The following is a 24,296-nucleotide window of genomic DNA, read 5'->3' on the forward strand; positions in this document are numbered from 1 at the left end:
CGGCGCACCCTCACCGCCGACGCGGCGCGCTGGGGCTCAGTGCGCCTTGTGGTAGGCCTCGGAGACCTCGCTCGGGATGCGCCCGCGCTCGGACACCGTCATGCCCTGCTTGCGCGCCCACTCGCGGATCGCCTGGTTCTGCTCGCGGTCGACCGCCGCGCGGCCGCCGCCCCGGCGCGCCGCGGGGGCCGCGGCCGCCGCGGACGACTTCCGCCGGCCGCCGCTGCGCCGGGCGTGGGCGACGAAGTCGGCGAGCTTCTCGCGCAGCGCGGACGCGTTGGCGTCCGAGAGGTCGATCTCGTAGGTGGCGCCGTCGAGCCCGAACTCGACGGTCTCGTCCGCCTCCGACTGGTCCAGATCGTCGACGAGCGACACCACGACTTTCTGCGCCATCACGCGACCTCCGCAGCCGACCAGAGAATGAATACGGCCGGACCCTATTTCCGGGGTCGGGATGTTGTCGAGTGATCCACGCCGCGATTTCGGCCGAGATCCCGGAATTGCGCGTCAGTCGGGCAGGGCGGCCGCGTCGGGAACGACGACCGCGAACATGTCGGAGAGCGCGGCGAGACTGGCACTCTGCAGTGACGAGGCCGAAACCGTACCGTCCGGTCCGGGAAGCGCGCGGGTCGCGGTGGCCGCGGCGACGACCGAGGGCGCGAATCCGGCGTTGAACGCGCCGCGGGCGGTGGAGTTCACGCACATGTGCGTCATGAAGCCCGCGAGCACGAGGTTCGTCGCCGACTTGCTGCGCAGGTGGTCCTCGAGGTCGGTACCGACGAACGAGTTCGGGAAGTTCTTCACGATCACGTGCTCGCCGTCGCGCGGGGCGACGCGCTCGACGATCGCCCCGATCTCGGCGCGCACGTCGTACGGCGTGCCCTCCCCGGCGTCGTGCTGCACGTGGATGATCGGGATGCCGGCGCTGCGCGCGCGGTCGAGCAGGGCCGCGGCCTCGTCGATGGCGGGCTCGACGTTCTCGAGGGCCATGACGCCCCGCGTGTACGTGTTCTGCAGGTCGATCATCACCAGCGCGGACTCGCGCAGGGAGGCGGGCGCGGCCGGCATGCCGGTCAGCTCGCGCAGCGTCGTGGACGGAGTGCTCACGGGTCGAACTCCTTCGTCGGTGGGGCCGGACGTGCGAGGGGCGCCCTCGCTGCGTCCTGCGCAGCGGGGGCGCCCCTCGATCGTGCTCGGATGCGGGCTACACGTCACCCAGTGCGCGCATCTCCTCGTCGGTGAACAGCCGCGAGCGGATGATGAAGCGGACGCCCTCGGGCGCCTCCACCGAGAACCCGCTGCCGCGGCCCTTCACCACGTCGACGGTGAGGTGCGTGTGCTTCCAGTACGCGAACTGGGAGGCGGACATGTAGAAGCCGATCGGCTTCTCCAGGCCCGCCACGGTGAGGTCACCGAGGTGCACGTCCTGGCCCCCGATCTTGAAGTCCCCGTCCGGGTAGCACATCGGCGCGCTGCCGTCGCAGCACCCGCCGGACTGGTGGAACATCAGGGGACCGTGGATGTCGGTGAGCCTCACCAGGAGCTCGGAGGCCTGGGGCGACAGGGCGACGCGCCCCGTGCCCGAGTCCGGCACATCCGGCACCTGCTCGGTGACGTCGGTGCTGGTGCTGATGTCGGTCACGGCGACCACCTCCACGCCCGGGGAACCCGCGGACCGATCAGAAGAACCCCAGCGCGTCGTCCGAGTAGCTCTGCAGGATGTTCTTGGTCTGCTGGTAGTGGTCGAGCATCATCTTGTGGTTCTCGCGGCCGATGCCCGACTGCTTGTACCCGCCGAAGGCCGCGTGGGCCGGGTAGGCGTGGTAGTTGTTCACCCAGACGCGGCCGGCCTGGATCTCGCGGCCCGCGCGGTAGGCCGTGTTCGCGTCACGCGACCACACGCCGGCGCCGAGGCCGTAGAGCGTGTCGTTCGCGATCTTCATGGCGTCGGCGTAGTCGGAGAACCGGGTCACCGACAGCACCGGACCGAAGATCTCCTCCTGGAAGATCCGCATCGAGTTGTCGCCCTCGAACACGGTGGGCTGGACGTAGTAGCCGCCCGAGAGGTCGCCGCCGAGGTCGGCCCGCTCGCCGCCGGTGAGGACCTTGGCGCCCTCCTGACGGCCGATGTCGATGTAGGAGAGGATCTTCTCGAGCTGGTCGTTCGAGGCCTGCGCGCCCATCATCGTGTCGGTGTCGAGCGGGTTGCCCATCTTGACCTGCTCGGCGCGCTTGACGCCCTGCGCCACGAACTCGTCGAAGATGCCGCCCTGGACGAGGGCACGCGACGGGCAGGTGCAGACCTCGCCCTGGTTGAGGGCGAACATCGCGAAGCCCTCGAGCGCCTTGTCGTAGAAGGCGTCCTGGTACGCGGCGACGTCGTCGAAGAAGATGTTCGGGCTCTTGCCGCCGAGCTCGAGCGTGACCGGGATGAGGTTCTCCGAGGCGTACTGGGAGATCAGGCGCCCGGTCGTGGTCTCGCCGGTGAAGGCGATCTTGCGGATGCGCGGGGACGAGGCGAGCGGCTTGCCCGCCTCGACGCCGAAGCCGTTGACGATGTTGAGCACACCGGGCGGGAGCAGGTCGCCGATGACGTCGATCAGGACGTGGATCGAGGCCGGCGTCTGCTCGGCGGGCTTGAGGACGACCGCGTTGCCCGCGGCGAGCGCCGGGGCGAGCTTCCAGATCGCCATGAGGATCGGGAAGTTCCACGGGATGATCTGGCCGACGACGCCCAGGGGCTCCTGGAAGTGGTAGGCGACCGTGTCCTCGTCGATCTGCGAGAGGTGGCCCTCCTGGGCGCGGATCGCGCCGGCGAAGTAGCGCAGGTGGTCGATGGCGAGCGGGATGTCGGCGACGAGGGTCTCGCGAACCGCCTTGCCGTTCTCCCAGCTCTCGGCGACCGCGACCTTCTCGAGGTTCGCCTCGATGCGGTCCGCCATCTTGTTGAGGATGTTGGCTCGCTCGGTGGTCGAGGTCCGGCCCCAGGCCGGCGCGGCGGCGTGGGCCGCGTCCAGGGCCTTCTCGACGTCCTCGGCCGTGCCGCGGGCCACCTCGGTGAACGTCTGGCCCGTCTGCGGGGTGGGGTTCTCGAAGTACTGACCCTTCACCGGCGCGACGTACACGCCGCCGATGTAGTGGTCGTAGCGGGGCTGGAACGTGACGACGCTGTCCGCCGACCCCGGTGCCGCGTAGATGGCCATCGGTGTTTCCTCCACGTTGTGGGCTCTCGCGCTGTGGCGCTGCGTGACCGCGGACACTAGGGACGGAAGGGTTGCACGGGCGTTGCAACGCGGATGCGGCGCTGACCTTGCACTGGACCCGCGTTCGCGGTTTTGATGTAGGGTTGCCTTACCGGAGGGGATCCAGCACCATGCGTCGGGAGGGGTCCCCCGGACCCCCAGGGCGGGGCAGGATCGGTGCCACGACGGCGCCGCCGGCCGTCGTGTCCAGCGCAGGGGGCGCCGATGCCGGAGCGCGAGCGGGGCGCACGCGGGACCGCCCGCCTGACCGTGCCCGGGACGCTGTCCACCCGCCTCGAGCCCTCCGACCCGCTGGAGCGCGCCCGCCTGCTCGAACGCATCCGCGACGCCGTGCTGTCCGGCACCACCGGTCCGGGCGCCCCGCGCGACGTCGTGTCGGCGTCGTGGCAGCGCTCGCTCGACGCGCACATCGACCCCGAGCGCGGGCGTCCCCAGCACGTCTACGAGGACGACGAGCTCCGCGACGTCCGCGGGTGCCACCTGCTCGCCCCGGTGCTGCCGCTGCTGCGGCGCACGCTGCTCGACGTCGCCGACGACGCCGTGCACATGATGATCGTGACCGACGTGCGCGGGCACATCCTCTGGCGCGAGGGCAACCGCACCGTGTTGCGGCGCGCCGAGCAGTTCGAGCTCGTCGAGGGCACGCGCTGGAGCGAGGACTCGGTGGGCACCAACGCGATGGGCACCGCGCTCGCGTCGGGCAACGCCGTGCAGATCCACTCCGCCGAGCACCTGGTGAAGCTCTACCACTCGTGGACGTGCGCGGCGGCCCCGATCCACGACCCCGACAGCGGCGAGGTCGTCGCGGCCATCGACCTCACGGGGCCGCTGCAGACGTTCCACCCCAGCACGCTCGCCCTGGTCAAGGCGGCCGCGGAGCTCGCCGAGGTGCACCTGCGGGCCCGCCTGGTCGAGCGCGACGAGCGGCTGCGCCACCGCAACCTGCCCCACCTCGAGGGCCTGCGCGGCGCCCCGGGCGCCCTGCTCGCCCCCGGCGGGCGCGTCATCACCACCCAGTCGGCCGACTGGCTGCCCGAGCGTCTCGACATCCCCGACGGCGGCGGGCGGGTCGACCTCGGCGAGCGCCGCGAGGGCGTCGTCGAGCCGCTCGCCGAGGGCTGGCTGCTGCGCCTGGCGCCGCGCGCCGCGCAGGGGCCGACCCTGTCGCTGACCTTCCTCGGCGCCGAGCGCCCGGTCGCCCGCCTCGACGGGCGCCCGGTGCGGCTGAGCCTGCGCCACGCCGAGATGCTGGTCGTACTGGCGCTGCACCCCGACGGGCTCACCGCCGACGGGCTGGCCCAGGCGCTCTACGGCGACGCCGGCAACCCGGTGACCGTGCGCTCCGAGGTGCACCGGCTGCGCAACGCGCTCGGCAGCTCGATCATCAGCACCCAGCCCTACCGGCTGCGCGCCCGCGTCGACGCCGACTTCCTCGACGTCCGCGCGGCGCTGCGCGACCGCCGCCTGCCCCCGCCCGCGGTGCTGCGCCGCGGCCCGCTGCTGCCCACCTCCGACGCCCCCGGCGTGCGCGAGGAGCGCGACCACCTCGACGTGGCCGTGCGCAGCGCGGTCCTGCGTCGGGGCGACGTCGAGGCGCTCTGGGCGCTCGCCGGCGCCGCCGGCACCGACCCCGAGCTCGCCGAGCGCCTGCGCCTCCTGCTGCCCGACGGCGACCCGCGCCGCGACGAGCTGGCCGGTCGCTGAGCGCTCGGCTGCGCTGCGCTACCGAGCGCTCAGGAGCGGGCGGCGCGGCGCGCCGCGCGGCCCTGCGCCCGTTCGAGCCAGCGCCGGTGCACCGAGCGCAGGCCCAGCAGGGTCAGGTCGGGGACGTGGTCGGTGACCGTCGCGCACTCGTCGACGACCACCGGCGCGAGCCCGCCCGAGGCGACGACCGCGACCGGGGCGCGGCCCTCGGGATCGCGCGCGGTGAGCTCGCGGCCGACCCGCGCCACGAGGCCGTCGACCTGCGCCGCGGCCCCGAGCACGAGCCCCGCCTGCATGCTCTCGACCGTGTTGCGCCCGAGCACCGAGCGCGGCACGACGAGCTCGACCGGGCGCAGCGCCGCCGCCCGGATCGCCAGGGCCTCGGCGGACACCGCGACGCCGGCGGCGATCGCCCCGCCGAGGAACTCCCCGCGCGCCGACACCCCGTCCACCGTCGTCGAGGTGCCGAAGGTGACGACGACGCAGGGCCCGCCGTGGCGCTCGAACGCGGCGAGGACCTGGACGACGCGGTCGGCGCCGACCTCCTTGGGGTTGTCGACGAGCAGCGGCACGCCGGTGCGCACCCCCGGTTCGACGAGCAGGTGGTCGAGCCCGGCGAAGTGCCGGGTGACCATGCCGCGCAGCTCGCGCAGTAGCGCCGGCACCGTCGACAGCGCCGCCACGGCCGTCACGTCACCGACACGGGTCCCGAGCAGGCCGCGCACGAGCAGCGCCATCTCGTCGCCGGTGGCGCGGGGCTCGGTGCGCAGCCGGGCGTCCCAGACGGCGGGCCCGTCCCCGGGGTAGAGGGCGAGCGCGGTCTGCGTGTTCCCGACGTCGATGCAGAGGAGCACTGTCTGTCCGGGTCAGCGCCCTCAGTGGTCCGCGGAGAGCAGCGCGTCGAGCCGCCGGGCGTCGGTGGTCTCCGAGCCGTCGCGGCGGCGGCGTCCCTGCGCGGGCTGCTCCTGCGGGTCGGCGTGCCGGCTGCTGCCGCTGATCGTGGTCATCGCCGGACCCGCGGCGGCCCCGTGGCGCCGCGCCGGGCGCGCCCCCTGGGCCTCCGCGCCGGGGCGCAGCAGCGACGTGGTCGGGGCGGCGTCGGGCACGTGGGTCGGGTCGGTGCCGCGGTCGACGACGCGGTTGGCCTCGTCGACGAACACCACCCGCGGCTGGTAGGTGCGGGCCTCCGCGTCGTCCATCACCCCGTAGGAGATGAGGATGACGAGGTCGCCGGGCGAGACGAGGTGCGCGGCGGCGCCGTTGATCCCGATCACGCCGGAACCGGCGGGCCCGGTGATCACGTAGGTCTCGAGGCGCGCGCCGTTGGTGACGTCGACGATGGCGACCTGCTCGCCGGGCAGCAGGTCGGCCGCCCGCATGAGGTCCTCGTCGACGGTCACCGACCCGACGTAGTGCAGGTTCGCGTCCGTCACCGTCGCGCGGTGGATCTTGGACTTCAGCATCGTGCGCTGCACGTCAGACTCTCCTCACGAGGGACACGGCGACGTTGTCGATCAGGCGGGTGCGGCCGGCCCGGGCGGCGACCAGCAGCCGCGCCGGACCGATGTCGGGGGTGGGGCCGAGGTCCTCGTCGCGCAGCTCGAGGTAGTCGACCTGCAGGCCCGGCTCGGCGGCGAGGACCTGCCGAGCGGCGTCGAGCACGGCCTGCGGGCCCTGCTCGCCGGCGTACTGCCCGGCCGAGAGCGCCGCGGACAGGGCGACGGCGGCCCGGCGCTCGCTCTCGCCGAGGTAGGCGTTGCGGCTCGACAGGGCCAGCCCGTCGGTCTCGCGGACCGTGGGGACGCCCACGACGTGGATGTCGACGTCGAGGTCGCGGGCCATGCGGCGGATCAGCGTGAGCTGCTGGTAGTCCTTCTCGCCGAAGAACGCGACGTCGGCCACGGTGATCGCGAAGAGCTTGTTGACCACCGTGAGCATCCCGGCGAAGTGCCCGGGCCGGACGGCGCCCTCGAGCTCGTCGCCCAGCGGCCCGGGGTGGATCGAGGTGCTGAAGCCCTCCGGGTACATGTCCTCGACCGACGGCGCGAAGACCAGCTCGACGCCCTCCTCGCGGCAGACCTCGAGGTCGGCCTCGAACGCGCGCGGGTAGCGGTCGAAGTCCTCGTCCGGCCCGAACTGCCGCGGGTTCACGAAGATCGACACGACGGTGGTGGCGCCGGGGACGCCGCGGGCGCGGCGCATCAGCTCGCGGTGGCCCTCGTGCAGGGCACCCATGGTGGGCACGAGCGTCACGCGCCGGCCGCCGGCGCGCAGCGCGCGCGTGACGCGGCGCAGGGCGTTCGGGTCGCGGTGCACGGTCAGCCGGTCGGCGCTGTACCGGGGGCGCGCCCGGCCGACGAGGTCGTTCGTGCGCAGGCTGGAGGGTCGGGTCACGGTCGGGGCCTCTCGAGGGCGGCCACCACGTCGTCCGCGGCGGCCGGGTCGACCAGTCCGCCGGCGCGGGCGCGCTCGGCGGTGCGCCGGGCCAGGGCCCGGTAGAGCGGAGCCGCGTCGGGGGCGCGGTCGTCGAGGTGGCGCAGGTGCGTCGCGACGGTGCCGGCGTCGCCGCGGACGACGGGGCCGGTGAGCGCGCGGTCGCCGTGGCGCAGCGCGTTGTCCAGCGCCGCCGACAGCAGCGGGGCGAGCACGCGCTCGGCGGGTTCGATGCCGGCGCGGGACAGGATCTCGGCGGCCTCGCGCACGAGCGTGACCAGGTGGTTCGCTCCGTGCGCGAGCGCGGCGTGGTAGAGCGGGCGCATCGCCTCGGGGATGCGCACGGGCTCGGCCCCCATCTCGACGACCAAGGCCTCGCCGACGAGCCAGGCGGCGTCGGCGTCGAGCCCGTCCGGCCCGGTGACCCCCACGCACGCGCCGGTCAGGCGGGCGACGTCCTCGCGGCGTCCGGTGATCGTCATCGCGGGGTGCAGCGCGATCGGGAGCACGTCGTGCTCGGCGGCGGGCGCGAGCACGCCCACGCCGGCCGAACCGCAGGTGTGGACGACGATCTGGCCGGGCCGCAGGCAGTCGGACGCGGCGAGCCCGCGCACGAGGCCCGGGAGCACGTCGTCGGGGACCGCCAGGACGGCGAGGTCGGCGCGGCGCACGACCTCGTCGGGCGGGAGGATCTCGGCGCCGGGCAGCAGCTCCTCGGCGCGGGCGCGCGAGGCGCGGGAGACCGCCGAGGCGGCGACCACCGCGTGCCCGGCGTTCGCGAGCGCGGCGCCCAGCACCGCGCCGACCCGCCCGGCGGAGACCACGCCGATCGCGAGCCGTGAGCCTTCCCGAGGGGTGGGGTGCGGGCCGGCCTCGCCGCCCTCGTCCCACCGCCCGGCGCCCTCGCCGTCGGTGCCCACGCGCCACCTCACTCGTTCGGCTCGTTCCCGTCCCGCTCCCGCGGGTACCGGACGATCACTGACGCCCACGGTAACCGTCCGGGGGCGCCGCGACGGGCGCGGTGAGCGGGTTCACGTGCTGCTGGCGGGCGCCGGACCCGTGGCAGCGAGGGCGTCGTTCGCTGCGTGGGAGGCAGCGAGGGAGTCCCTCGCTCCCCGCGCGGTGATCAGGCGCCGGGGTGGCGGTGGGCGCCGTAGGGCCCCGCGGGTCCCTGCGGCGCGCCCGGCCAGTTCGGCGGCGGGCCACCGGGCCCGGGCGGCGGGCCGGTGGGGCCCTGGACCCCGGGCGCGTTGACGGCCGCGAGGCGGGTGCGCACGACGTTGTCGAGCAGCTCGGCGTGCCAGTCGGAGCGCGGCGGGAGCGCGCCCCGCTCGGCCCGGGCACGCAAGAAGGCGAGCTCGGTGACGGCGTGCTGGTAGTCCTCGACGGCCCGGGCGGCCGGGGCGCCGGCGCGCCGGTGCACCGCGGTCCGCCAGCGGCGCCGGCCCGCGAGGCTCGAGAGGAGCGGCACCTCGCTCGGCGCGATCCACCCGGCGGCGGCGAACCCCGGCATCTGGCGGGCGAGGACGTCGGCCTCGCGGCGTCGCTGCCACACGACCAGCCCGATCATCCCGGCGAACAGTGGCAGCATGATCAGCACGTAGATGCCGAAGAAGCCGGCCCCGAGCTGCGTCGACGAGTTCCACAGCGCGTGCAGGACGACCGCGAGCACGTAGCCCCCGAGCACCGCGAGCGTCCCGACCACCCGCGACCGGGCCTGCGAGGCGATCCCGACCCCGATGCCGATCATCGACGTGAACAGGGGGTGGGCGAACGGCGAGAGCACGCCGCGCAGCACGAACGTCGCGAGCACGGCGGGCCCGACCGCACCTTCCGCGTCGGCGAAGGCGCGCCCGAAGTAGATGATGTTCTCGGTGAACGCGAAGCCGGCCGCCGTGATCCCGGCGTAGACGACGCCGTCGACGATCCCGTCGAACTCGCGGCGGCGGATGAGCAGCAGCCCGACGACGAACGCGCCCTTGACGAACTCCTCGACCAGCGGCGCCGAGACCACCGCGCCGACGAGGTCGCCCTGGCCCCGCCCGAGCAGCAGCTCCGCGGCGATGATCGCGCTGGAGTTGATGACGACCGCGACCAGCGCCGACAGCCCCGCCCCCCAGAGGAAGGCGCCGAGGAGCAGGCGCGGCGGCTCGGGCTCGAAGCGGTCGATCCACAGGAACGCCGCCACGACCGGCGCCACCGGCAGCAGCGCGAGCACCACGCCGATGACGACGCCGACGGCCCCGATCTCCGTGCTCGCGAGCCCGACCGTCACGAGGGCGCACATGCCGAGGACGATCAGGCCGAGGACCGGCCACACGAGCGTCCGGCGCTGCTGCGGCGCCAGGCGGACGGGAGGGGCGATCACTCTGCCGGAGGGTAACGACTCCTCCCCCGCCCGGCCCGCCGGAGGGGGTGCCCGGAACTCCGCCGACGTGCCGCGGACCCGGCGTTCGCGCGCTCAGGAGCAGCGACCGTCGGGTTCATTTCGGTACCCGCACGACGCTCAGGGCTCCCGGCGCCGGCGGCCGACCGTGCCGCCCGAGGCGGCGTGCGCGGCGAGGAGCTCGGCGACCGTGCGACCCGTGGTCGTCGACTCGGCCGGCGCGCGGCGGGGGCGGCGGTCCTCGGGCTCGTCGGCCGGCGGGTCGTCGTAGCCGGCGGAGCGGACGTACTGGTCGACGAAGGAGCCCGCGGCGAGCACGGCCGGGTCGGCCTGCGGGGCCTCGGGGTGCGACCGGGACGCCGGGCGCTGGATCGGGCGCACCGTCGCCGCCGGGGCGCGCGGTGCCGGTGCGGTGGGCGCGACCGGCGCGACCGGCGCGACCGGGGTCACCGGCGCGACGGGCGTCGACGGCCGGCGCGGCGCGGGCGGGGGGACGGCGGGCAGGCCCGGCTGCGGGCGGGAGTCGCCGACGACCCGCAGGCGCGGAGCGGGGGCGAGCGGCGGGACGGAGGGGACGACGGGGAGCCCGATGCCCTGCAGCGTCACGGCGTCGGCGCCGCTGCGGGCCCGCTCGAGCTCCTCGCGCAGGGACGCCGCGTCCTGCTCGGCCTCCTCGCGGGCCGCGACCTCGCGCGCCACGCGCTCGTCGGCCTCGCGCTCGAGCCCGGCGATCCGCTCCTCGGCCTCCTCCCGCGCGGCGGCGAGCTCGTCGCCGGTCGCGCGGGCCTGCTCGGCGAGCTCGGCCTCCGCCCGGGCCCGGCGCGCGAGCGCGACGCCCGCGATCACCGCCGCCCACAGCGCGGCCACCACACCGAGGCGCAGCAGGCGGGCGTCGTCGGAGAGGAGCACCGCCATGGCGGCGAGAGCGGCGAGCACGGCCGCGGCACTCAGCAGCGCGGCCCGTCGGCGGTCGGGGCCCGCGCGTCCGCGCTGCTCCCCGTCCGGGGTGCTCATCGCTGCAGGGTACCGAGCCGCCTCGACCGCCCCGTGGCCCCGGCGCACCCGCCAGGACGGCGACGCCGCACCCGCGGTCACGAGCGGCCCCAGGCGGAGTCGTGGGGGTCGTCGCTGCGCGGGTCGTCGGGCGTGCGCAGGCTGTGCTCGAGCCAGAGCCCCGCCCCGACGAGCACCGCCGACCCGACGACGCCGACGATCGCGCTCGCGGTGTCCGCGCCCGCGGCGTCGACGCTGTCGCGCAGCGGGAGCACGTACGCCAGCACACCGAGCCACGCGCCACCGACGAGCGCCCCCGCCAGCGACGACGCCTTGGCCAGCGCGACCGCGCGGGCGGTGGCCAGCGCGTCGACCGGGCGGGCGCCGGGTCGCCGCCGGATGCGGGCGCGCAGGACGACGGCGAGCACGAGCTCGGCGATCCCGAGGACCAGCGGCGTCAGGCCCGCGAGCAGCGGCAGCGGCGGCAGGGAGCCGTACGCGGCCTGCAGGAGCACGTTGACCGCGAGGCCCGCGGCGACGGCCGCCACGAGCAGCAGCGACGGGCTCGTGCTCGTCCTCACCGCGCCGCCCCCAGCACCGTCCCGTCGGGACGCACCCCGTCGCGCTCGCCGGCCGGGAGCGCGGCCAGGAGCTCCGCGACCTTGCCGCGACCGGCGACCTCGGCGTCCGGGTCGACGTCGAGCCACGGCACGAGCACGAACGCCCGCTCGTGGGCGCGCGGGTGCGGGAGCGTCAGCTCGGGGTCGTCGTCGGTGGTCCCGTCCACGTCGAGGACGTCGACGTCGAGCGTCCGCGGCCCCCAGCGCACGTCGCGCGTGCGCCCCGCACGGCTCTCCGCGGCGCGGGCGCGGGCCAGCCAGTCGCGAGGCCGGGAGTGCGGGTCCTCGACGACGACCACGGCGTTGAGGAAGTCGTCCTGCTCGACCCCGCCCCACGGCGCCGTCGCGTAGACCGGCGACACCGCGACCACCCGCGCCCCCGCCGCGCGCAGGGTCGCCAGCGCGCCGCGCAGGTGCGCGGCGCGGTCGCCGATGTTCGATCCCAGGGACAGGACGGCACGGCTCACGGGCCGCTCCGCTCCCGCCGCAGCACCACCGCGATGTCGTCGAACGGCACCGTGATCGGCGCCTGCGGCTTGTGCAGCGTGACCTCGACGGCGGCCACCCGCTCGTCCTCGAGCACCCTGTCGGCGACCTCGCCGGCCACCGCCTCGATCAGCTTGCGCGGCGGGCCGCCGACGATCGCCGCGGCGCCCTCGGCCAGCGCGCCGTAGTCGACCGTGTCGACGAGGTCGTCGGACGCCGCGGCCGCGGTGAGGTCGACCTCGAGCGCCAGGTCGAGCACGAAGTCCTGGCCGTCGCGACGTTCGTGCTCGAACACCCCGTGGTGCCCGCGCACGCGCACGCCCGTCAGCTCGATGCGGTCCCTCACGGCTCGATCTCCGCCGGCGACGTCCCCCACGACCAGGCCGCCGCCACCGCGACCGCGTCCAGCGACGGGCCCACCTCGTGCACGCGCACGCCCCACGCGCCGTTCGCGGCCGCGAGCGCGGACACCGCCGCGGTCGCGATCTCCCGGCCGTCCGGCGGGCGCGGGGTGCCGTCGTCGTCGGCGAGCAGGGCGCCGAGGAACCGCTTGCGCGACGCCCCGACCAGCACCGGGAACCCCAGCCCCGTGAACACCGAGAGCTTGCGCAGCAGCTGCCAGTTGTGCGAGGCGGTCTTCGCGAACCCGAGCCCCGGGTCGAGGACGAGCAGCGCGGGGTCGACGCCCGCGAGCACGGCGCGGTCGACCTGCTCGACCATCTCGGCCCGGACCTCGCCCACCACGTCCTCGTAGGAGGCGAGCTCGGCCATCCGGTTGCTCGGCCCGCGCCAGTGCATGATCACCCACGGCACGCCGGTCTCGGCGACCGTGCGGGCCATGTGCGGGTCGGCGAGGCCCCCGGACACGTCGTTGATCATCGTGGCGCCGGCCTCGACCGCGGCGGTCGCGACCGCCGCGCGCGTGGTGTCGACGCTGACCCGCACCCCGTCGGCGACGAGGTCGCGGATCACCGGCACGACGCGCCCGGTCTCGGTCTCGGCGTCGATGCGCTCCGCCCCGGGCCGCGTGGACTCCCCGCCGACGTCGACCAGGTCCGCGCCGCGGCGGTGTAGCTCGATGCCGTGGCCCACCGCGTGGTCGCGGTCGAGCCACCGGCCGCCGTCGGAGAACGAGTCGGGCGTCACGTTCAGGACGCCCATCACCACGCAGCGCCCCGGCTCCGGGAGGCGGTGCGCGCGGGGTGTCGGATCGGGCGGACCGCCCACGTCAGCCGCTCCGGATGAGGTTGAGGGCCTCCGCCCGCGTGCTGGCCGACGTCTTGAAGATGCCGCGGACCGCCGAGGTCGTGGTGCGGGCGCCGGGCTTGCGGACGCCGCGCGCCGACATGCACTGGTGCTCGGCGTCGATCACGACGAGCGCGCCCCGCGTGTCGAGCTTGTGGTCCAGCGCGTCGGCGACCTGGCTGGTCAGGCGCTCCTGGACCTGCGGGCGGCGCGCGTAGAGGTCGACGAGCCGGGCGAGCTTGCTCAGTCCGGTGACGTGCCCGTGCGGGCCCGGGATGTAGGCGACGTGCGCGACCCCGTGGAAGGGCAGCAGATGGTGCTCGCACATCGAGAACATCGGGATGTCGCGGACGAGCACCAGCTCCTCGTGGTCCTCGGAGAACGTCCGCTCGAGCACCAGCGACGGGTCGGCGCGGAGCCCGGCGAAGAGCTCGCGGTACGAGCGCGCCACGCGGGCCGGGGTGTCCCGCAGGCCCTCGCGGTCCGGGTCCTCACCGATCGCGAGCAGCAGCTCGCGCACGGCGGCTTCGGCGCGCGGGGCGTCGAACCCCGACCACTCCGGGGCCACGTCGGCCCCGACCGGACCGCCGGCGCCGTCGTCGGTCGGGCGGACCCGGGACTCGTCCAGGTCGCCGTCAAGCTCCTGACTGGTGGTCACGTCTCCCTCGCGGTCTCCCTCGACCCGACCGGCCCGTCCGTCCGGACGCGCCGGCCCCTCTCAGCCTCGGCCGTCTCAGCCGCGCGGGGTGTCGGACGAGCCGCCGGCCCCGTCGGCCCCGCTGGTGCCGTCGTGGCCCCAGCCCGGGGACGTCCCGGTGTGGCGGCCCTCCGACCGGCCCTCTCGGGTACGGCCATCCGGGTCACCGTACGGGTTCGCGCCGGGCTCGCCAGCCGAGCGTGACGTGCCGTACGGGCTGGTCGCGCCGTCGCCGTACCCGCCGGACCCGCTCTCGCCGTACGGACCGGCGTTGCCGGAGCGCCCGGCGCCGCCGGGGTTCCAGGTGGTGCCGTGCGGGACGGTGGCCGGGGTCCACCCGGGCGGGGCGCCGTAGTTCGGGGCCACCGAGGACGGCTTGTCGGCGCCCTCGCCGGCCCGTCGCCCGTTGGCGCCCGTGCGGTAGACGTCCGGGATGCCCGTCGCCGGCATGCCGGCCGGGGGCGTCGGGGTCGAGCCGCCGTCGTGCCCCTGCTGACCCGTGCCGTAGCCGGTGTCGTGGCCGTTGCCGGCTGCGTGGGCGCCGGCGTAGCTGCCGTTGGCGCCGTGCGCGGGCTGCCCGTTGCCGCTGCCGTTGCCGTTGCCCGCGGCCGAGCCGACCGCCGTGCGCTCGGTGCGCTCGGCGTCGGTGGCCTCGCCGGGCGGCGGCCAGGGCTCGCCGCGCTCGGTGGCGAGCTCGCGGCGGGTCTTGATCGGCGGGCGGTCGGAGGGCAGGCGCTCGCCGAAGTCGTTGAACGCCGTGATGCGCGGGCGCTTGGTGACCGACGCGAAGATGCGCTCGAGGTCGCGACGCTGCAGCGTCTCGTGCTCGATGAGCTCGCCGGTCAGCGCGTCGAGCGCGTCGCGGTGGGTGTTGAGGATGTCCCACGCCTCGGTGTGCGCCGCCTCGATGAGCTTGCGCACCTCCTCGTCGATCTCGTGGGCGACCTCGAGGGAGTAGTCGGCCTGGCGGCCCGCCGTGCGGCCGAGGAAGGGCTCGCCCTGCTCCTGGCCGTACTTCACCGCGCCGAGCTTGGCGCTCATGCCGTACTCGGTGACCATCGCGCGGGCGATCTTGGTGGCCTGCTCGATGTCGGACGACGCGCCCGTGGTCGGCTCGTGGAACACGAGCTCCTCGGCCGAGCGCCCGCCCATCGCGAACACCAGGCGCGCGATCATCTCCGAGCGCGTCATGAGCTCCTTGTCGTCCTCCGGGACGACGAGGGCGTGCCCGCCGGTGCGGCCGCGCGGCAGGATCGTGACCTTGTAGACAGGCTCGATGTCGGGCATCGCCCACGCGGCCAGCGCGTGGCCCGCCTCGTGGTAGGCCGCGACCTTCTTCTCCTGCTCGGAGATGATGCGGCTCTTGCGCGCCGGACCGCCGATCACGCGGTCGACCGACTCCTCGAGGGCGGCGCCGGTGATCTGCGTCTGCCCGAGACGGGCGGTGAGCAGCGCGGCCTCGTTGATGACGTTCGCGAGGTCGGCGCCGGAGAAACCGACGGTGCGCTTGGCCAGCCCGTCGAGGTCGGCGTCCGGCGCGAGCGGCTTGCCCGCCGAGTGCACCTGCAGGATCTGGCGCCGGCCGGCGAGGTCGGGCGCCGCCACGGGGATCTGGCGGTCGAACCGGCCGGGGCGCAGCAGCGCGGGGTCGAGGATGTCGGGCCGGTTGGTGGCCGCGATGAGGATGATCCCGCCGCGGGAGTCGAACCCGTCCATCTCGACGAGCAGCTGGTTGAGCGTCTGCTCGCGCTCGTCGTGCCCGCCGCCCATGCCGGCGCCGCGGTGGCGGCCGACGGCGTCGATCTCGTCGACGAACACGATGCACGGGGAGTTCTGCTTGGCCTGCTCGAACAGGTCGCGCACGCGGGAGGCGCCGACGCCGACGAACATCTCGACGAAGTCCGAGCCCGAGATCGTGTAGAACGGCACGCCCGCCTCGCCGGCGACCGCGCGCGCCAGCAGCGTCTTGCCGGTGCCGGGCGGGCCGTAGAGCAGGACGCCCTTGGGGATCTTCGCGCCGAGCTGCTGGTAGCGCGTCGGGTTCTGGAGGAAGTCCTTGATCTCGTAGAGCTCCTCCACCGCCTCGTTCGCGCCCGCGACGTCGGCGAAGGTGGTCTTCGGCATGTCCTTGTTGAGCTGCTTGGCCTTGGACTTGCCGAAGGACAGGACGCGGTTGCCCCCGCCCTGGGAGTTCATCATCCAGAACAGCAGCAGCAGGACCAGGCCCAGCGGGATCAGGTAGATCAACATTTGGGTCAGGAACGAGTCCTGCGTGACCCGGGTGTCGAAGCCCGAGGGGGCCGGGTTGTCGCGGACCAGGGCGAACACCTGGTCGGTCGCGGCCGCCGGGTACTGCGCGTAGATCTGGTTGGTCGTCGTCGGCTGCGCGCCATCGGCGCCCGGCACCTGCACCGGGTTGGTGAGCGTCAGCCGCAGGCGCTGTTCCTTGTCCTCGATCGTGATCTCGGACGCGTTGCGCGCCTCCACCTGCTGCAGGGCGAGCGACGTCGGGGCCTCGGTGTACCCGCGGGTGTCGCTGAGCAGCGACGAGATCCCGAGGTAGACCAGGAAGAACACCACGATCCAGATGAGTGGATTGCGGAGAAGGCGCTTGCGGTCCATGCGGTTGCGGCCTCCAGGCGGCCCTCGACCCTCCCCGGGTGGACCCTGCGGTCGGTGTCAGTCGTCTCGGCTCGGGGTCCGCGCACGCACGGACGTCCGTGGGGCCCTGATCTGCTCAATGTACCCCCCGGTCACGACACCGGTCCGCGCGCGACCGGCCGAACCGGACAGGCCGGGGGTCCGCCCTCAGCGCCGCCGACGGGCGGTGCCGAACAGGCCCCGCGTGATCTCGCGGCCGAGCTGGCTCGCCAGCGAGCGCACGAAGGACTTCACCGCCGGGTTGCTCGCGGCCTTCTCGAGGAAGCCGGGGCCCTCGTCCTGCTCGGGCGGCGGCGCCTGGGGCGGGGCCGGCTGCGGGGGCTGGTCGGCGGGGACGGGCTCGGCCGGGGTCGGCGCGGTCGTCGCCCCGGTGCTCGCCGAGAGCTTCTCGTAGGCCGACTCGCGGTCGACCGGCTCGCCGTAGCGGCCCCACAGCGGCGACGCCTTCGCCGCCTCGGTGACCGCCGGCTCGCCGATCGCGGCCATGAGCGAGCGCGGTGCGCGCACCCGCGTCCAGGCCACCGGCGTCGGGGCACCGCGCTCGGAGAGGACGGTGACGATCGCCTCGCCGGTGCCGAGCGAGGTCAGCGAGGTCTCGATGTCGTAGACCGTGCTCTTCGGGTACGTGCGCGCCGTGCGCGAGAGCGCCTTCTGGTCGTCGGGGGTGAAGGCGCGCAGCGCGTGCTGCACCCGGGCGCCGAGCTGGCTGAGCACGTCGTTGGGGACGTCGGTGGGCTGCTGGGTGCAGAAGAAGACCCCGACGCCCTTGGAGCGGATGAGCTTCACCGTCTGCTCGATCCGGTCGAGGAACGCCTTCGACGCGTCGGAGAAGAGCAGGTGCGCCTCGTCGAAGAAGAAGACGAGCTTGGGCTTGTCGATGTCGCCGGCCTCGGGGAGGTCCTCGAAGAGCTCGGCGAGCAGCCACATGAGGAACGTCGAGTAGAGCATCGGGTCCGCCTGCTGGTCGGCGAGCTCCAGCAGGGTCACCCGGCCCTTGCCGTCGGGCTCGACGACGAGCAGGTCGGCGGGGTCGAACTCGGGCTCCCCGAAGAACTCGTCCCCGCCGCGGGCCTCGAGGTTGACCAGCGCCCGCAGGATCACGCCCGCCGTCGACGTCGACACCCCGCCGATGCCCTTGAGCGCCTCCTTGCCCTCGTCGGAGAGCAGGTGCTGGATCACCGAGCGGAGGTCCTTGGTGTCCAGCAGCGCGCGGCCCTGCTGGTCGGCCCAGTGGAAGATCAGGCCGAGCGTCGACTCCTGGGTCTCGTTGAGGCCCAGGACCTTCGCCAGCAGGATCGGCCCGAACCCGGTGATCGTCGCGCGCACCGGCACCCCGATCCCCGCGCCCAGCGAGAGGAACTGCACGGGGTACGCGGTCGGCGTCCAGTCGTCGCCGGTGTCGGTGGCGCGCTGGGTGACGCGGTCGCTCGACTCGCCCGGGCGGGCGAGTCCCGAGAGGTCGCCCTTGATGTCCGCGAGCAGCACCGGCACCCCGGCCCCGGAGCACTGCTCGGCGAGGTTCTGCAGGGTCTTCGTCTTGCCCGTGCCCGTCGCGCCGGCCACCAGACCGTGCCGGTTCAGCGTCGCGAACGGGATCCGGACCTTCGCGGACGGGTCGACGGCGCCGTCGACGACGACGGTCCCCAGTTCGAGGGCCGCGCCCTCCGTCGCGTACCCGGCGGCGATCTCTGCAGCAGCACCCTGGTCGGCCACGGGGGCAGGCTAGCGGGGTCGACGCTCGCGGGGGTGGATCAACGTGGCGGCCACGCAGACGGTGGACGTCGGGGAATCCGCCCGCTCGATGAGGCGGGTGCCGGCGCGGCGGGCGCCGGCGAGGCGGGCGCCGGCGCGGTGCGAGGGCGTCCCTCGCTGCCTGCCACGCAGCCGGGGAGTCCCTCGCTGCCCCACCCCAGGACACGCCCCCTCAGGGGCCCGCGGGGACGTCGACGCGCACCGCGGTGATCGCGCCGTCGGTGCCGCGCTCGGCGTGCACGGTGACCTGCTGCCCGACGCGCAGGCCCGCCGGCCCGTCGGGGCGGGGCACCGCGACGCTCGTGCCGGCCGTGGTGCGCAGGGCGGTCTGGGTGCCGTCGCCCGCGCGGATCGTGACGATCGGGTAGCCGCCGCCGGTGGGCTGCACGGACTCGACCACCCCCAGCAGGTCGGGCACCGATCCGGGCCCGGTGTCCGGGGCCGTCGCGCGCCCGATGAACGCGCCGAGCGCGACGCAGACGATCGCGCCGAGCACCAGCAGCAGGATCCGCGTCGAGCGCGCCAGCCCGGGGCGCCGCAGCCGGGTCGCGAGGTCCACGTTGTCGATCGGCTCGTCGAGCACCGTCACCGCGTGGTCCTGCTGGGTGCGGTCCTCGTCCCGGTCCGGGTCCGGGCGCTCCTGCTCCGCGGTGCGGGTGCTGCTCGGCGGCGGGTCCGAGCGCCGGGCCGCCGGCGGCACGGGGATCTGCTCGGTGGCCGCGGCGTCGGTCCGGCCGGACCGGTCGCCGGGCTGGTCGCTGGCGGGCTGGTCGCTGGCGGGCTGGTCGCTGGCAGGCTGGGTCACGAGGTCCTCCCGAGGCTGCGCATCACTCGCGGCGCAGGGCTTCGATCGGCCGCAGACGCGCGGCGCGGCGGGCGGGGTAGGCACCGAAGAAGATGCCGATGGCGGCCGAGACGCCGACGGCGGCGACGACGGCGGAGGGCAGGACGACCGGGCGGAAGTCGCCGAGCGGCACGAGCGTGCCCGCGTAACCGACAGCGACGCCGAGGACGCCGCCGACCACGCTCAGGATGATCGACTCGACGAGGAACTGGCCGAGGATCGCCGACGGCGGCGCGCCCAGGGCCTTGCGGATGCCGATCTCGCGGGTCCGCTCGGTGACCGACACCAGCATGATGTTCGTGATCCCGATGCCGCCGACCACCAGCGAGATCGCCGCGATGGCCGCGAGCAGCAGCGTGAACGCGCCGAGCGTGTCGTCGAGGACGTCGGCGAGCTGGCGGGCCGACAGCACCTGGTAGTCGCGGTTCTCGGAGTCCTCGATGCCGTGCCGGCGGTCGAGGATCGAGTTGATCTCGCTCTCGGCGGCGGCCTGCGCCTCGGTCGAGCGCGCCTGCACCACGATCTGGCTCAGGTCGCCGAACCCGGTCAGGGAGCCCTGCACGGCCGTGATCGGCGCGAGCACGTTCTCGTCGGGGTTCGCCAGGCCCTGCCCCTGGCCGGCGGGCGCGAGCGTGCCGATCACGTCGAACGGCACCCCGCGCACCAGCACGTCCCGGCCGACGGGGTCCGAGCCGACGCCGAAGAGGTCGTCGGCGACGGTCCGGCCGAGCAGCACGACCTTGCGCCCGGCCTCGACGTCGACGTCGGTGTAGGCGCGGCCGGTGCCGACCTGGACGTTGGCGCCCGGGAAGTAGGACGGGGTGCTGCCGACGACGATGGCGTCGGTGCGCGACCGGCCCGCGTCGACCGAGGTCGACAGCTGCACCACGGGCGAGACCGACGCGACGTCCGGCGCGCCCTGCGGGTCGGCGAGCGCCTGCACGTCGCCGGTGGTCAGCGGGCGCCCGCTGGTGCCGGCGGTCTCCGGGGGCTGGCGCGGCAGCACCGTGATGCTGTTGGCGCCCAGGCCCGCGATCTGGCCCTGGATGTACTGCGAGGCGCCGTTGCCCAGCGCGGTGAGCAGGATGACCGCCGCGATGCCGATGATGATCCCGAGCATCGTGAGCAGCGAGCGCAGCCGGTTCGCGACGAGGCCGCGGACCGCGAAGCGGACGATCTCGACGACGCTCATCCTGTGCTCACCGCCGCGCCGGCGCTTCGGACAGGCGGCCGTCCGAGACCACCACGACCCGTTCCGCGCGCTCGGCGACCTCGTCGTCGTGGGTGATCAGCACGATCGTCCGGCCGCTGGCGTGCAGGCGGTCGAAGAGGCCGAGCGCGTCGGCGGTGCTCTGCGAGTCGAGGTTGCCGGTGGGCTCGTCGGCGAGCAGCAGGGCCGGGGACGTGACGAGGGCCCGTGCCACCGCGACGCGCTGCTGCTGGCCGCCGGAGAGCTCGTTGGGGCGGTGGTCCTCGCGGCCCTGCAGCCCGACGAGCGCGAGCGCGGCCATCGCCCGCTCGCGTCGCCTCCGCCGGCCCACCCCCGCGTAGACCAGCGGCAGCTCGACGTTGGCGAGCGCGGTCGTGCGCGGGATGAGGTTGAACGCCTGGAACACGAACCCGATCTGCCGGTTGCGCAGCACGGCCTGCTGGCGCTCGTCGAGGTCGGCGACGTCGAGGCCCTCGAGCAGGTAGCGCCCGGAGGTCGGGGCGTCGAGGCAGCCGAGCATGTTGAGCAGCGTCGACTTGCCCGACCCGGAATGGCCGATCACCGCGACGTACTCCCCGCGGCGCACGGTCAGGTCGACGTCGCACAGCGCGTGGACCGCGGTGTCGCCCGCGCCGTAGACCTTCGAGAGCTTCCGGACGTCGAGGACGTTCGTGACGCCGGTGCCCGTCACCTCCCGCCGCCGCCCTGACCGCCCTGGGTGCTCGGCGGCGGTCCCTGGCCGGGACCGAACGGGTTGGCCGTGTCGGGGCCGGGCAGGACGACGAGCTCGCCCGGCGCGAGGCCCGAGCGGACCTCGGTGGTCGTGTCGGAGCTCAGCCCCAGGGCCACGGTGCGGGGCTGCGGGGTGCCGTCGGGGCCGAGCACCTGCACCGTGCCGGCGGTCGCCCCCTCCCCGCCGATCGGGATGACCGCCACCGACGGCAGGAACGTCACGTTCGGCGACTGCGCGACGGTGACCGCGACGCTCGCCGACATCCCGGGCCGCAGGTTCGGCGGCGGGCCGGTGAGCGTGACGACGGTGCCGTACTGCACCGACGTGCCGGCGCCGGGCAGGAGGTCGATCGCGGTCACGGTGCCCGGCAGCGCCTGCCCGGGCAGCGCGTTCACCGACACCTCCACCGGCTGGCCCACCAGGAGCCGGCCGATGTCGAGCTCGGGGACGTCCGCGCGGATCTGCAGCGACGTGAGGTCGAGGACGGTCACGGCGGCCGGCGTGCTCGGCGAGCCCGTGACCGAGGAGCCGCCGCCGCCCGTGGCCCCGCCGCCCCCGGCGCTGCTCGCCCCGGACGCCCCCGCCGCGGCCGCGCCGGCCGCGGCGCCCGTGCCCCCGGCGGTGCCGTCGGGCAGCGTGCCGCCGGTGGGGTTGCCCGACGACGTCGAGCTCGTCGTCGTGCCGCCGGCCGGGACCAGCTGGCCGGGCCCGATGTCGAGACTGACGACCGTGCCGTCCTGCGGCGACGAGAGCTCGAGGTCCTCGGTGGCCCGCTCGGCCTGGATCACCGACGCCTCGGCCTGCGCCAGCGACGCCTCCGCGGACGCGACCTGGCCCTCCGGGGTCGTGGCACCCGCACCGCCGGCCGCACCGCCGGCCGCACCGCCGGCCGCACCGCCGGCGCCCGCTCCCGACGACGCGCCGGCGCCCGGGGTCGGCGTCGGTGTCGGTGCCGGGGCGGCCTTCGGGGCGGCCTCGGCTCCGGCGGCGGGCATGCTGCGCAGCCCGTTGACGCCGACGACCGGAGCGCCCTGTTGCGGCTGTTCTCCGGGCGGCGGGGAGCTCGAGTGGGTGGGCTCGGCGGGCGGAGCCGGCTGCGACTGCGGCTGGGCGGGCGGGCCCTGTGGGGTGACGCCGCCCCCGGTCGTCTGCCCCGTCGGCGTCTGCACGCCCGCGGCCGGCTGCTGTGCGGCCGGGGCCGGCGCCGCCGCGGTGGTCGACGGGTTGTCGCGCGCCTCGCGGGCGTCGCGCAGCTGCTGGCGCGCGGCGTCGCGCTGGGCGCGGGCGGCGTCGAGGTTGGCGTCGGCGTACTCGGGATCGAGGGTGGCCAGGACCTCGCCGGCCGTGACGCGGTCGCCGACCGCGACGCGCACGTCCTCCACGCGTCCGCCGGCGGCGAAGTTGAGCGTCGAGCTGCGGGCGCTGGTCACCGCGCCGGAGGCGGTGACGGTCTCGGCGACCGTGCCCCGCCCGACCGGCGTGGTCCGCAGCCCCGTGTCGTCGGAGCCGCCGCTGGCCGTGAGGGCGACGACCGTGCCACCGATCGCGAGCAGCACCACGAGAGCAATGGCCCCGTTGACGAGCCACAGAGAGCGACGCGCACCCGCCATGTGGCGGACGCTATCCAGTCGTCACCGGGCGCCGACGGCCGGGGTCCCGGCGGCTGAGTGAGGATTCAGCGATCGCGCTCAGGCGTAGACGCTCGGATCCAGCGTCCCGATGTAGGGCAGGTCGCGGTAGCGCTCCCCGTAGTCGAGCCCGAAGCCCACGACGAACTCGTTCGGGATGTCGAACCCGACCCACGCGACGTCCACGTCGAGCTTGGCCGCCTCGGGCTTGCGCAGCAGGGTCACGACGTCGAGCGAGGCCGGGCCGCGCGACTCGAGGTTCTTGCGCAGCCAGGAGAGCGTCAGCCCGGAGTCGATGATGTCCTCGACGATGAGGACGCGGCGTCCGGAGATGTCGCGGTCGAGGTCCTTGAGGATGCGCACGACCCCCGAGGACGAGGTCGACGACCCGTACGAGCTGACGGCCATGAACTCGAGCTGCGTCGGCACCGGCAGCCGGCGGGCGAGGTCGGTCATGAACATCACGGCGCCCTTGAGGACGCCGACGAGGACGAGGTCCTGGTCGCCGCCGCCGTGCGTGGCGCCGATCTCCTCGGCGAGCTCGGCGATCTTGTCCTGGATCTGCTCCTCGGTGATCAGTACGGACGCGATGTCGCCGTCGTACACCGTTGTCGGGCTCCTCACCGGGTCGGGGACGGCCCGGCAGGACGGGCCGGGGCCATCTGGCCCACGAGCACCCGAAGCCTGCCATGCGCCCGCACCACCACCAACTCGCCCGGCAGCGGCGGCACCCCCTGCCCCCGCCAGTGCGCGACGACGCTGTCCACGGCACGAACGTGCGCGTCGGAGAGCTCCCGGGCCCCGGCCGCCGTCAGCCACGCCCGCAGGACGCGGCGGCGCACCGCGGGCGGGTCGGTGGCGAGGACCACCGCGTCGAGCGACCCGTCGGCGTCGGCGAGCACCTCCAGGCGCCCCGCGGCCAGCGCGGAGAGCGCGGCGTCGTCGTCGGCGAGCTGCGCGGCCGTCCGGGCCAGGGCGGGTGCGACACCGCCACCGAGCGCGTCCTCGAGCACCGGCAGGACCTCGTGGCGCAGGCGGACGCGGGCGTAGCGCGGGTCGTCGTTGTGAGGGTCGTCCCACACGGGCAGGCCCAGGGCCGCGCACGCCGCCCGGGTCGTCGCCCGGCGCACGCCGAGCAGCGGCCGGCACCAGGGCGGGTCCCACGCCGCCATGCCCGCGAGCGAGCGCGCCCCCGAGCCGCGGCCGAGCCCGAGCAGCACCGTCTCGGCCTGGTCGTCGAGCGTGTGCCCGAGCAGCACCGGCGCGTCCCCGTGCGCCCGCGAGGCCGCGCGCAGCGCCGCGTACCGGGCCGTGCGGGCGGCCGCCTCGGGCCCGCCCGCGGAGCCGACCTCGACGGCGACGACCTCCGCGCTCGTCACCCCGAGGTCGCGCAGCTGTCCCGCGGCCCGCGCCGCGTGCCCACCGGAGCCGTCCTGCAGGCCGTGGTCGACGACGACGCCGTGCACCTCGCCGGGCGCCACGTGCACCGTCGCGGCCGCGAGGGCGAGCGAGTCCGCGCCGCCGGAGCACGCGACGAGCCACGGGGGTTCCGCGCGCTCCGACGCGGCGCGCGCGTCCGGCAGGGCCTCGCGCACCGCGCGCCGGACGTCGGCGACCGGTGCCGGCACGCGTCCCACGGGA

The 24,296-nt window shown here is 75.2% G+C and carries 23 protein-coding genes and 1 pseudogene; 1 reads left to right on the forward strand and 23 read right to left on the reverse strand.

The genetic code is table 11. The annotated features are described in order from the left end of the window. Window positions 1-36 precede the first annotated feature (36 nt). The 4 genes from PHK61_RS09855 to exaC form a co-directional block, all read right to left on the reverse strand. Complete coding sequence (locus PHK61_RS09855) at window positions 37-393, reverse strand: histone-like nucleoid-structuring protein Lsr2 (protein ID WP_274280789.1); 357 nt, start codon at window positions 391-393, stop codon at window positions 37-39. 114 nt (window positions 394-507) lie between these two features. Beyond that, window positions 508-1,107 (reverse strand): cysteine hydrolase family protein, encoded by a 600-nt coding sequence (locus tag PHK61_RS09860; protein WP_274280790.1) that lies wholly within the window; start codon window positions 1,105-1,107, stop codon window positions 508-510. A gap of 97 nt (window positions 1,108-1,204) precedes the next feature. Continuing rightward, window positions 1,205-1,633 (reverse strand): DUF779 domain-containing protein, encoded by a 429-nt coding sequence (locus tag PHK61_RS09865; protein WP_274280910.1) that lies wholly within the window; start codon window positions 1,631-1,633, stop codon window positions 1,205-1,207. Between the two features lie 46 nt (window positions 1,634-1,679). Continuing rightward, entirely contained in the window at window positions 1,680-3,203 is a 1,524-nt protein-coding gene (gene exaC, locus PHK61_RS09870; protein ID WP_274280791.1) for an acetaldehyde dehydrogenase ExaC, read from the reverse strand. 264 nt (window positions 3,204-3,467) lie between these two features. On the opposite strand from exaC, the gene PHK61_RS09875 reads away from it, so the two are divergent. Next, complete coding sequence (locus PHK61_RS09875; RefSeq protein ID WP_274280792.1) at window positions 3,468-4,967, forward strand: helix-turn-helix domain-containing protein; 1,500 nt, start codon at window positions 3,468-3,470, stop codon at window positions 4,965-4,967. Window positions 4,968-4,996: 29 nt separating this feature from the next. Here the strand turns inward: PHK61_RS09875 and PHK61_RS09880 are convergent, their stop codons facing one another. From PHK61_RS09880 to tilS, 19 genes and pseudogenes are all read right to left on the reverse strand, one after another. Continuing rightward, a complete protein-coding gene (locus PHK61_RS09880) occupies window positions 4,997-5,821 on the reverse strand; it encodes a type III pantothenate kinase (RefSeq protein ID WP_274280793.1) in 825 nt (274 codons plus the stop codon). Window positions 5,822-6,067: 246 nt separating this feature from the next. Beyond that, window positions 6,068-6,442, reverse strand: a pseudogene (gene panD, locus PHK61_RS09885) (aspartate 1-decarboxylase); the annotation flags it as partial. Window position 6,443: 1 nt separating this feature from the next. Continuing rightward, entirely contained in the window at window positions 6,444-7,343 is a 900-nt protein-coding gene (gene panC, locus PHK61_RS09890) for a pantoate--beta-alanine ligase (RefSeq protein WP_274280911.1), read from the reverse strand. Between the two features lie 14 nt (window positions 7,344-7,357). Beyond that, entirely contained in the window at window positions 7,358-8,230 is an 873-nt protein-coding gene (locus PHK61_RS09895; RefSeq protein WP_420791378.1) for a Rossmann-like and DUF2520 domain-containing protein, read from the reverse strand. A 296-nt stretch (window positions 8,231-8,526) separates the two neighbouring features. Then, entirely contained in the window at window positions 8,527-9,768 is a 1,242-nt protein-coding gene (locus PHK61_RS09900) for a PrsW family intramembrane metalloprotease (protein WP_274280795.1), read from the reverse strand. 138 nt (window positions 9,769-9,906) lie between these two features. After that, window positions 9,907-10,800, reverse strand: coding sequence for a DUF6779 domain-containing protein (locus tag PHK61_RS09905; protein WP_274280796.1), 894 nt, complete (start codon window positions 10,798-10,800; stop codon window positions 9,907-9,909). A 77-nt stretch (window positions 10,801-10,877) separates the two neighbouring features. Further along, window positions 10,878-11,360 carry a DUF3180 domain-containing protein gene (locus tag PHK61_RS09910; RefSeq protein WP_274280797.1) on the reverse strand — a complete coding sequence of 161 codons (483 nt, stop codon included), beginning with the start codon at window positions 11,358-11,360 and terminating at the stop codon, window positions 10,878-10,880. Next, entirely contained in the window at window positions 11,357-11,866 is a 510-nt protein-coding gene (gene folK, locus PHK61_RS09915) for a 2-amino-4-hydroxy-6-hydroxymethyldihydropteridine diphosphokinase (RefSeq protein WP_274280798.1), read from the reverse strand. The genes PHK61_RS09910 and folK overlap by 4 nt, the downstream gene beginning before the upstream one ends. After that, window positions 11,863-12,231: a dihydroneopterin aldolase gene (gene folB / locus PHK61_RS09920; RefSeq protein ID WP_274280799.1), complete on the reverse strand. Its 369-nt coding sequence runs from the start codon at window positions 12,229-12,231 to the stop codon at window positions 11,863-11,865. Before folB ends, folK begins: the two co-directional genes overlap by 4 nt. Further along, window positions 12,228-13,046 (reverse strand): dihydropteroate synthase, encoded by an 819-nt coding sequence (folP, locus tag PHK61_RS09925; RefSeq protein WP_274280800.1) that lies wholly within the window; start codon window positions 13,044-13,046, stop codon window positions 12,228-12,230. The genes folB and folP overlap by 4 nt, the downstream gene beginning before the upstream one ends. 67 nt (window positions 13,047-13,113) lie before the next feature. Then, entirely contained in the window at window positions 13,114-13,698 is a 585-nt protein-coding gene (folE, locus tag PHK61_RS09930) for a GTP cyclohydrolase I FolE (RefSeq protein ID WP_274280912.1), read from the reverse strand. 165 nt (window positions 13,699-13,863) lie between these two features. Continuing rightward, window positions 13,864-16,449, reverse strand: a complete 2,586-nt coding sequence (gene ftsH, locus PHK61_RS09935; RefSeq protein WP_274280801.1) for an ATP-dependent zinc metalloprotease FtsH — start codon at window positions 16,447-16,449, stop codon at window positions 13,864-13,866. A gap of 186 nt (window positions 16,450-16,635) precedes the next feature. After that, window positions 16,636-18,201, reverse strand: coding sequence for a helicase HerA-like domain-containing protein (locus tag PHK61_RS09940; protein WP_274280802.1), 1,566 nt, complete (start codon window positions 18,199-18,201; stop codon window positions 16,636-16,638). A gap of 211 nt (window positions 18,202-18,412) precedes the next feature. After that, window positions 18,413-19,045 (reverse strand): hypothetical protein, encoded by a 633-nt coding sequence (locus tag PHK61_RS09945; RefSeq protein ID WP_274280803.1) that lies wholly within the window; start codon window positions 19,043-19,045, stop codon window positions 18,413-18,415. Between the two features lie 22 nt (window positions 19,046-19,067). Then, a complete protein-coding gene (locus tag PHK61_RS09950) occupies window positions 19,068-20,276 on the reverse strand; it encodes an ABC transporter permease (RefSeq protein ID WP_274280804.1) in 1,209 nt (402 codons plus the stop codon). A 7-nt stretch (window positions 20,277-20,283) separates the two neighbouring features. After that, window positions 20,284-20,985, reverse strand: a complete 702-nt coding sequence (locus PHK61_RS09955; protein ID WP_274280805.1) for an ABC transporter ATP-binding protein — start codon at window positions 20,983-20,985, stop codon at window positions 20,284-20,286. Further along, window positions 20,982-22,637, reverse strand: coding sequence for an efflux RND transporter periplasmic adaptor subunit (locus PHK61_RS09960; RefSeq protein WP_274280806.1), 1,656 nt, complete (start codon window positions 22,635-22,637; stop codon window positions 20,982-20,984). Before PHK61_RS09960 ends, PHK61_RS09955 begins: the two co-directional genes overlap by 4 nt. Before the next feature lie 78 nt (window positions 22,638-22,715). After that, window positions 22,716-23,261 (reverse strand): hypoxanthine phosphoribosyltransferase, encoded by a 546-nt coding sequence (gene hpt / locus PHK61_RS09965; RefSeq protein ID WP_274280807.1) that lies wholly within the window; start codon window positions 23,259-23,261, stop codon window positions 22,716-22,718. 14 nt (window positions 23,262-23,275) lie between these two features. Then, a complete protein-coding gene (gene tilS / locus PHK61_RS09970) occupies window positions 23,276-24,292 on the reverse strand; it encodes a tRNA lysidine(34) synthetase TilS (protein WP_274280808.1) in 1,017 nt (338 codons plus the stop codon). Window positions 24,293-24,296 lie beyond the last annotated feature (4 nt).

It is taken from the genome of Actinomycetospora lutea (assembly GCF_028737205.1).
Taxonomy (GTDB): domain Bacteria; phylum Actinomycetota; class Actinomycetes; order Mycobacteriales; family Pseudonocardiaceae; genus Actinomycetospora; species Actinomycetospora lutea.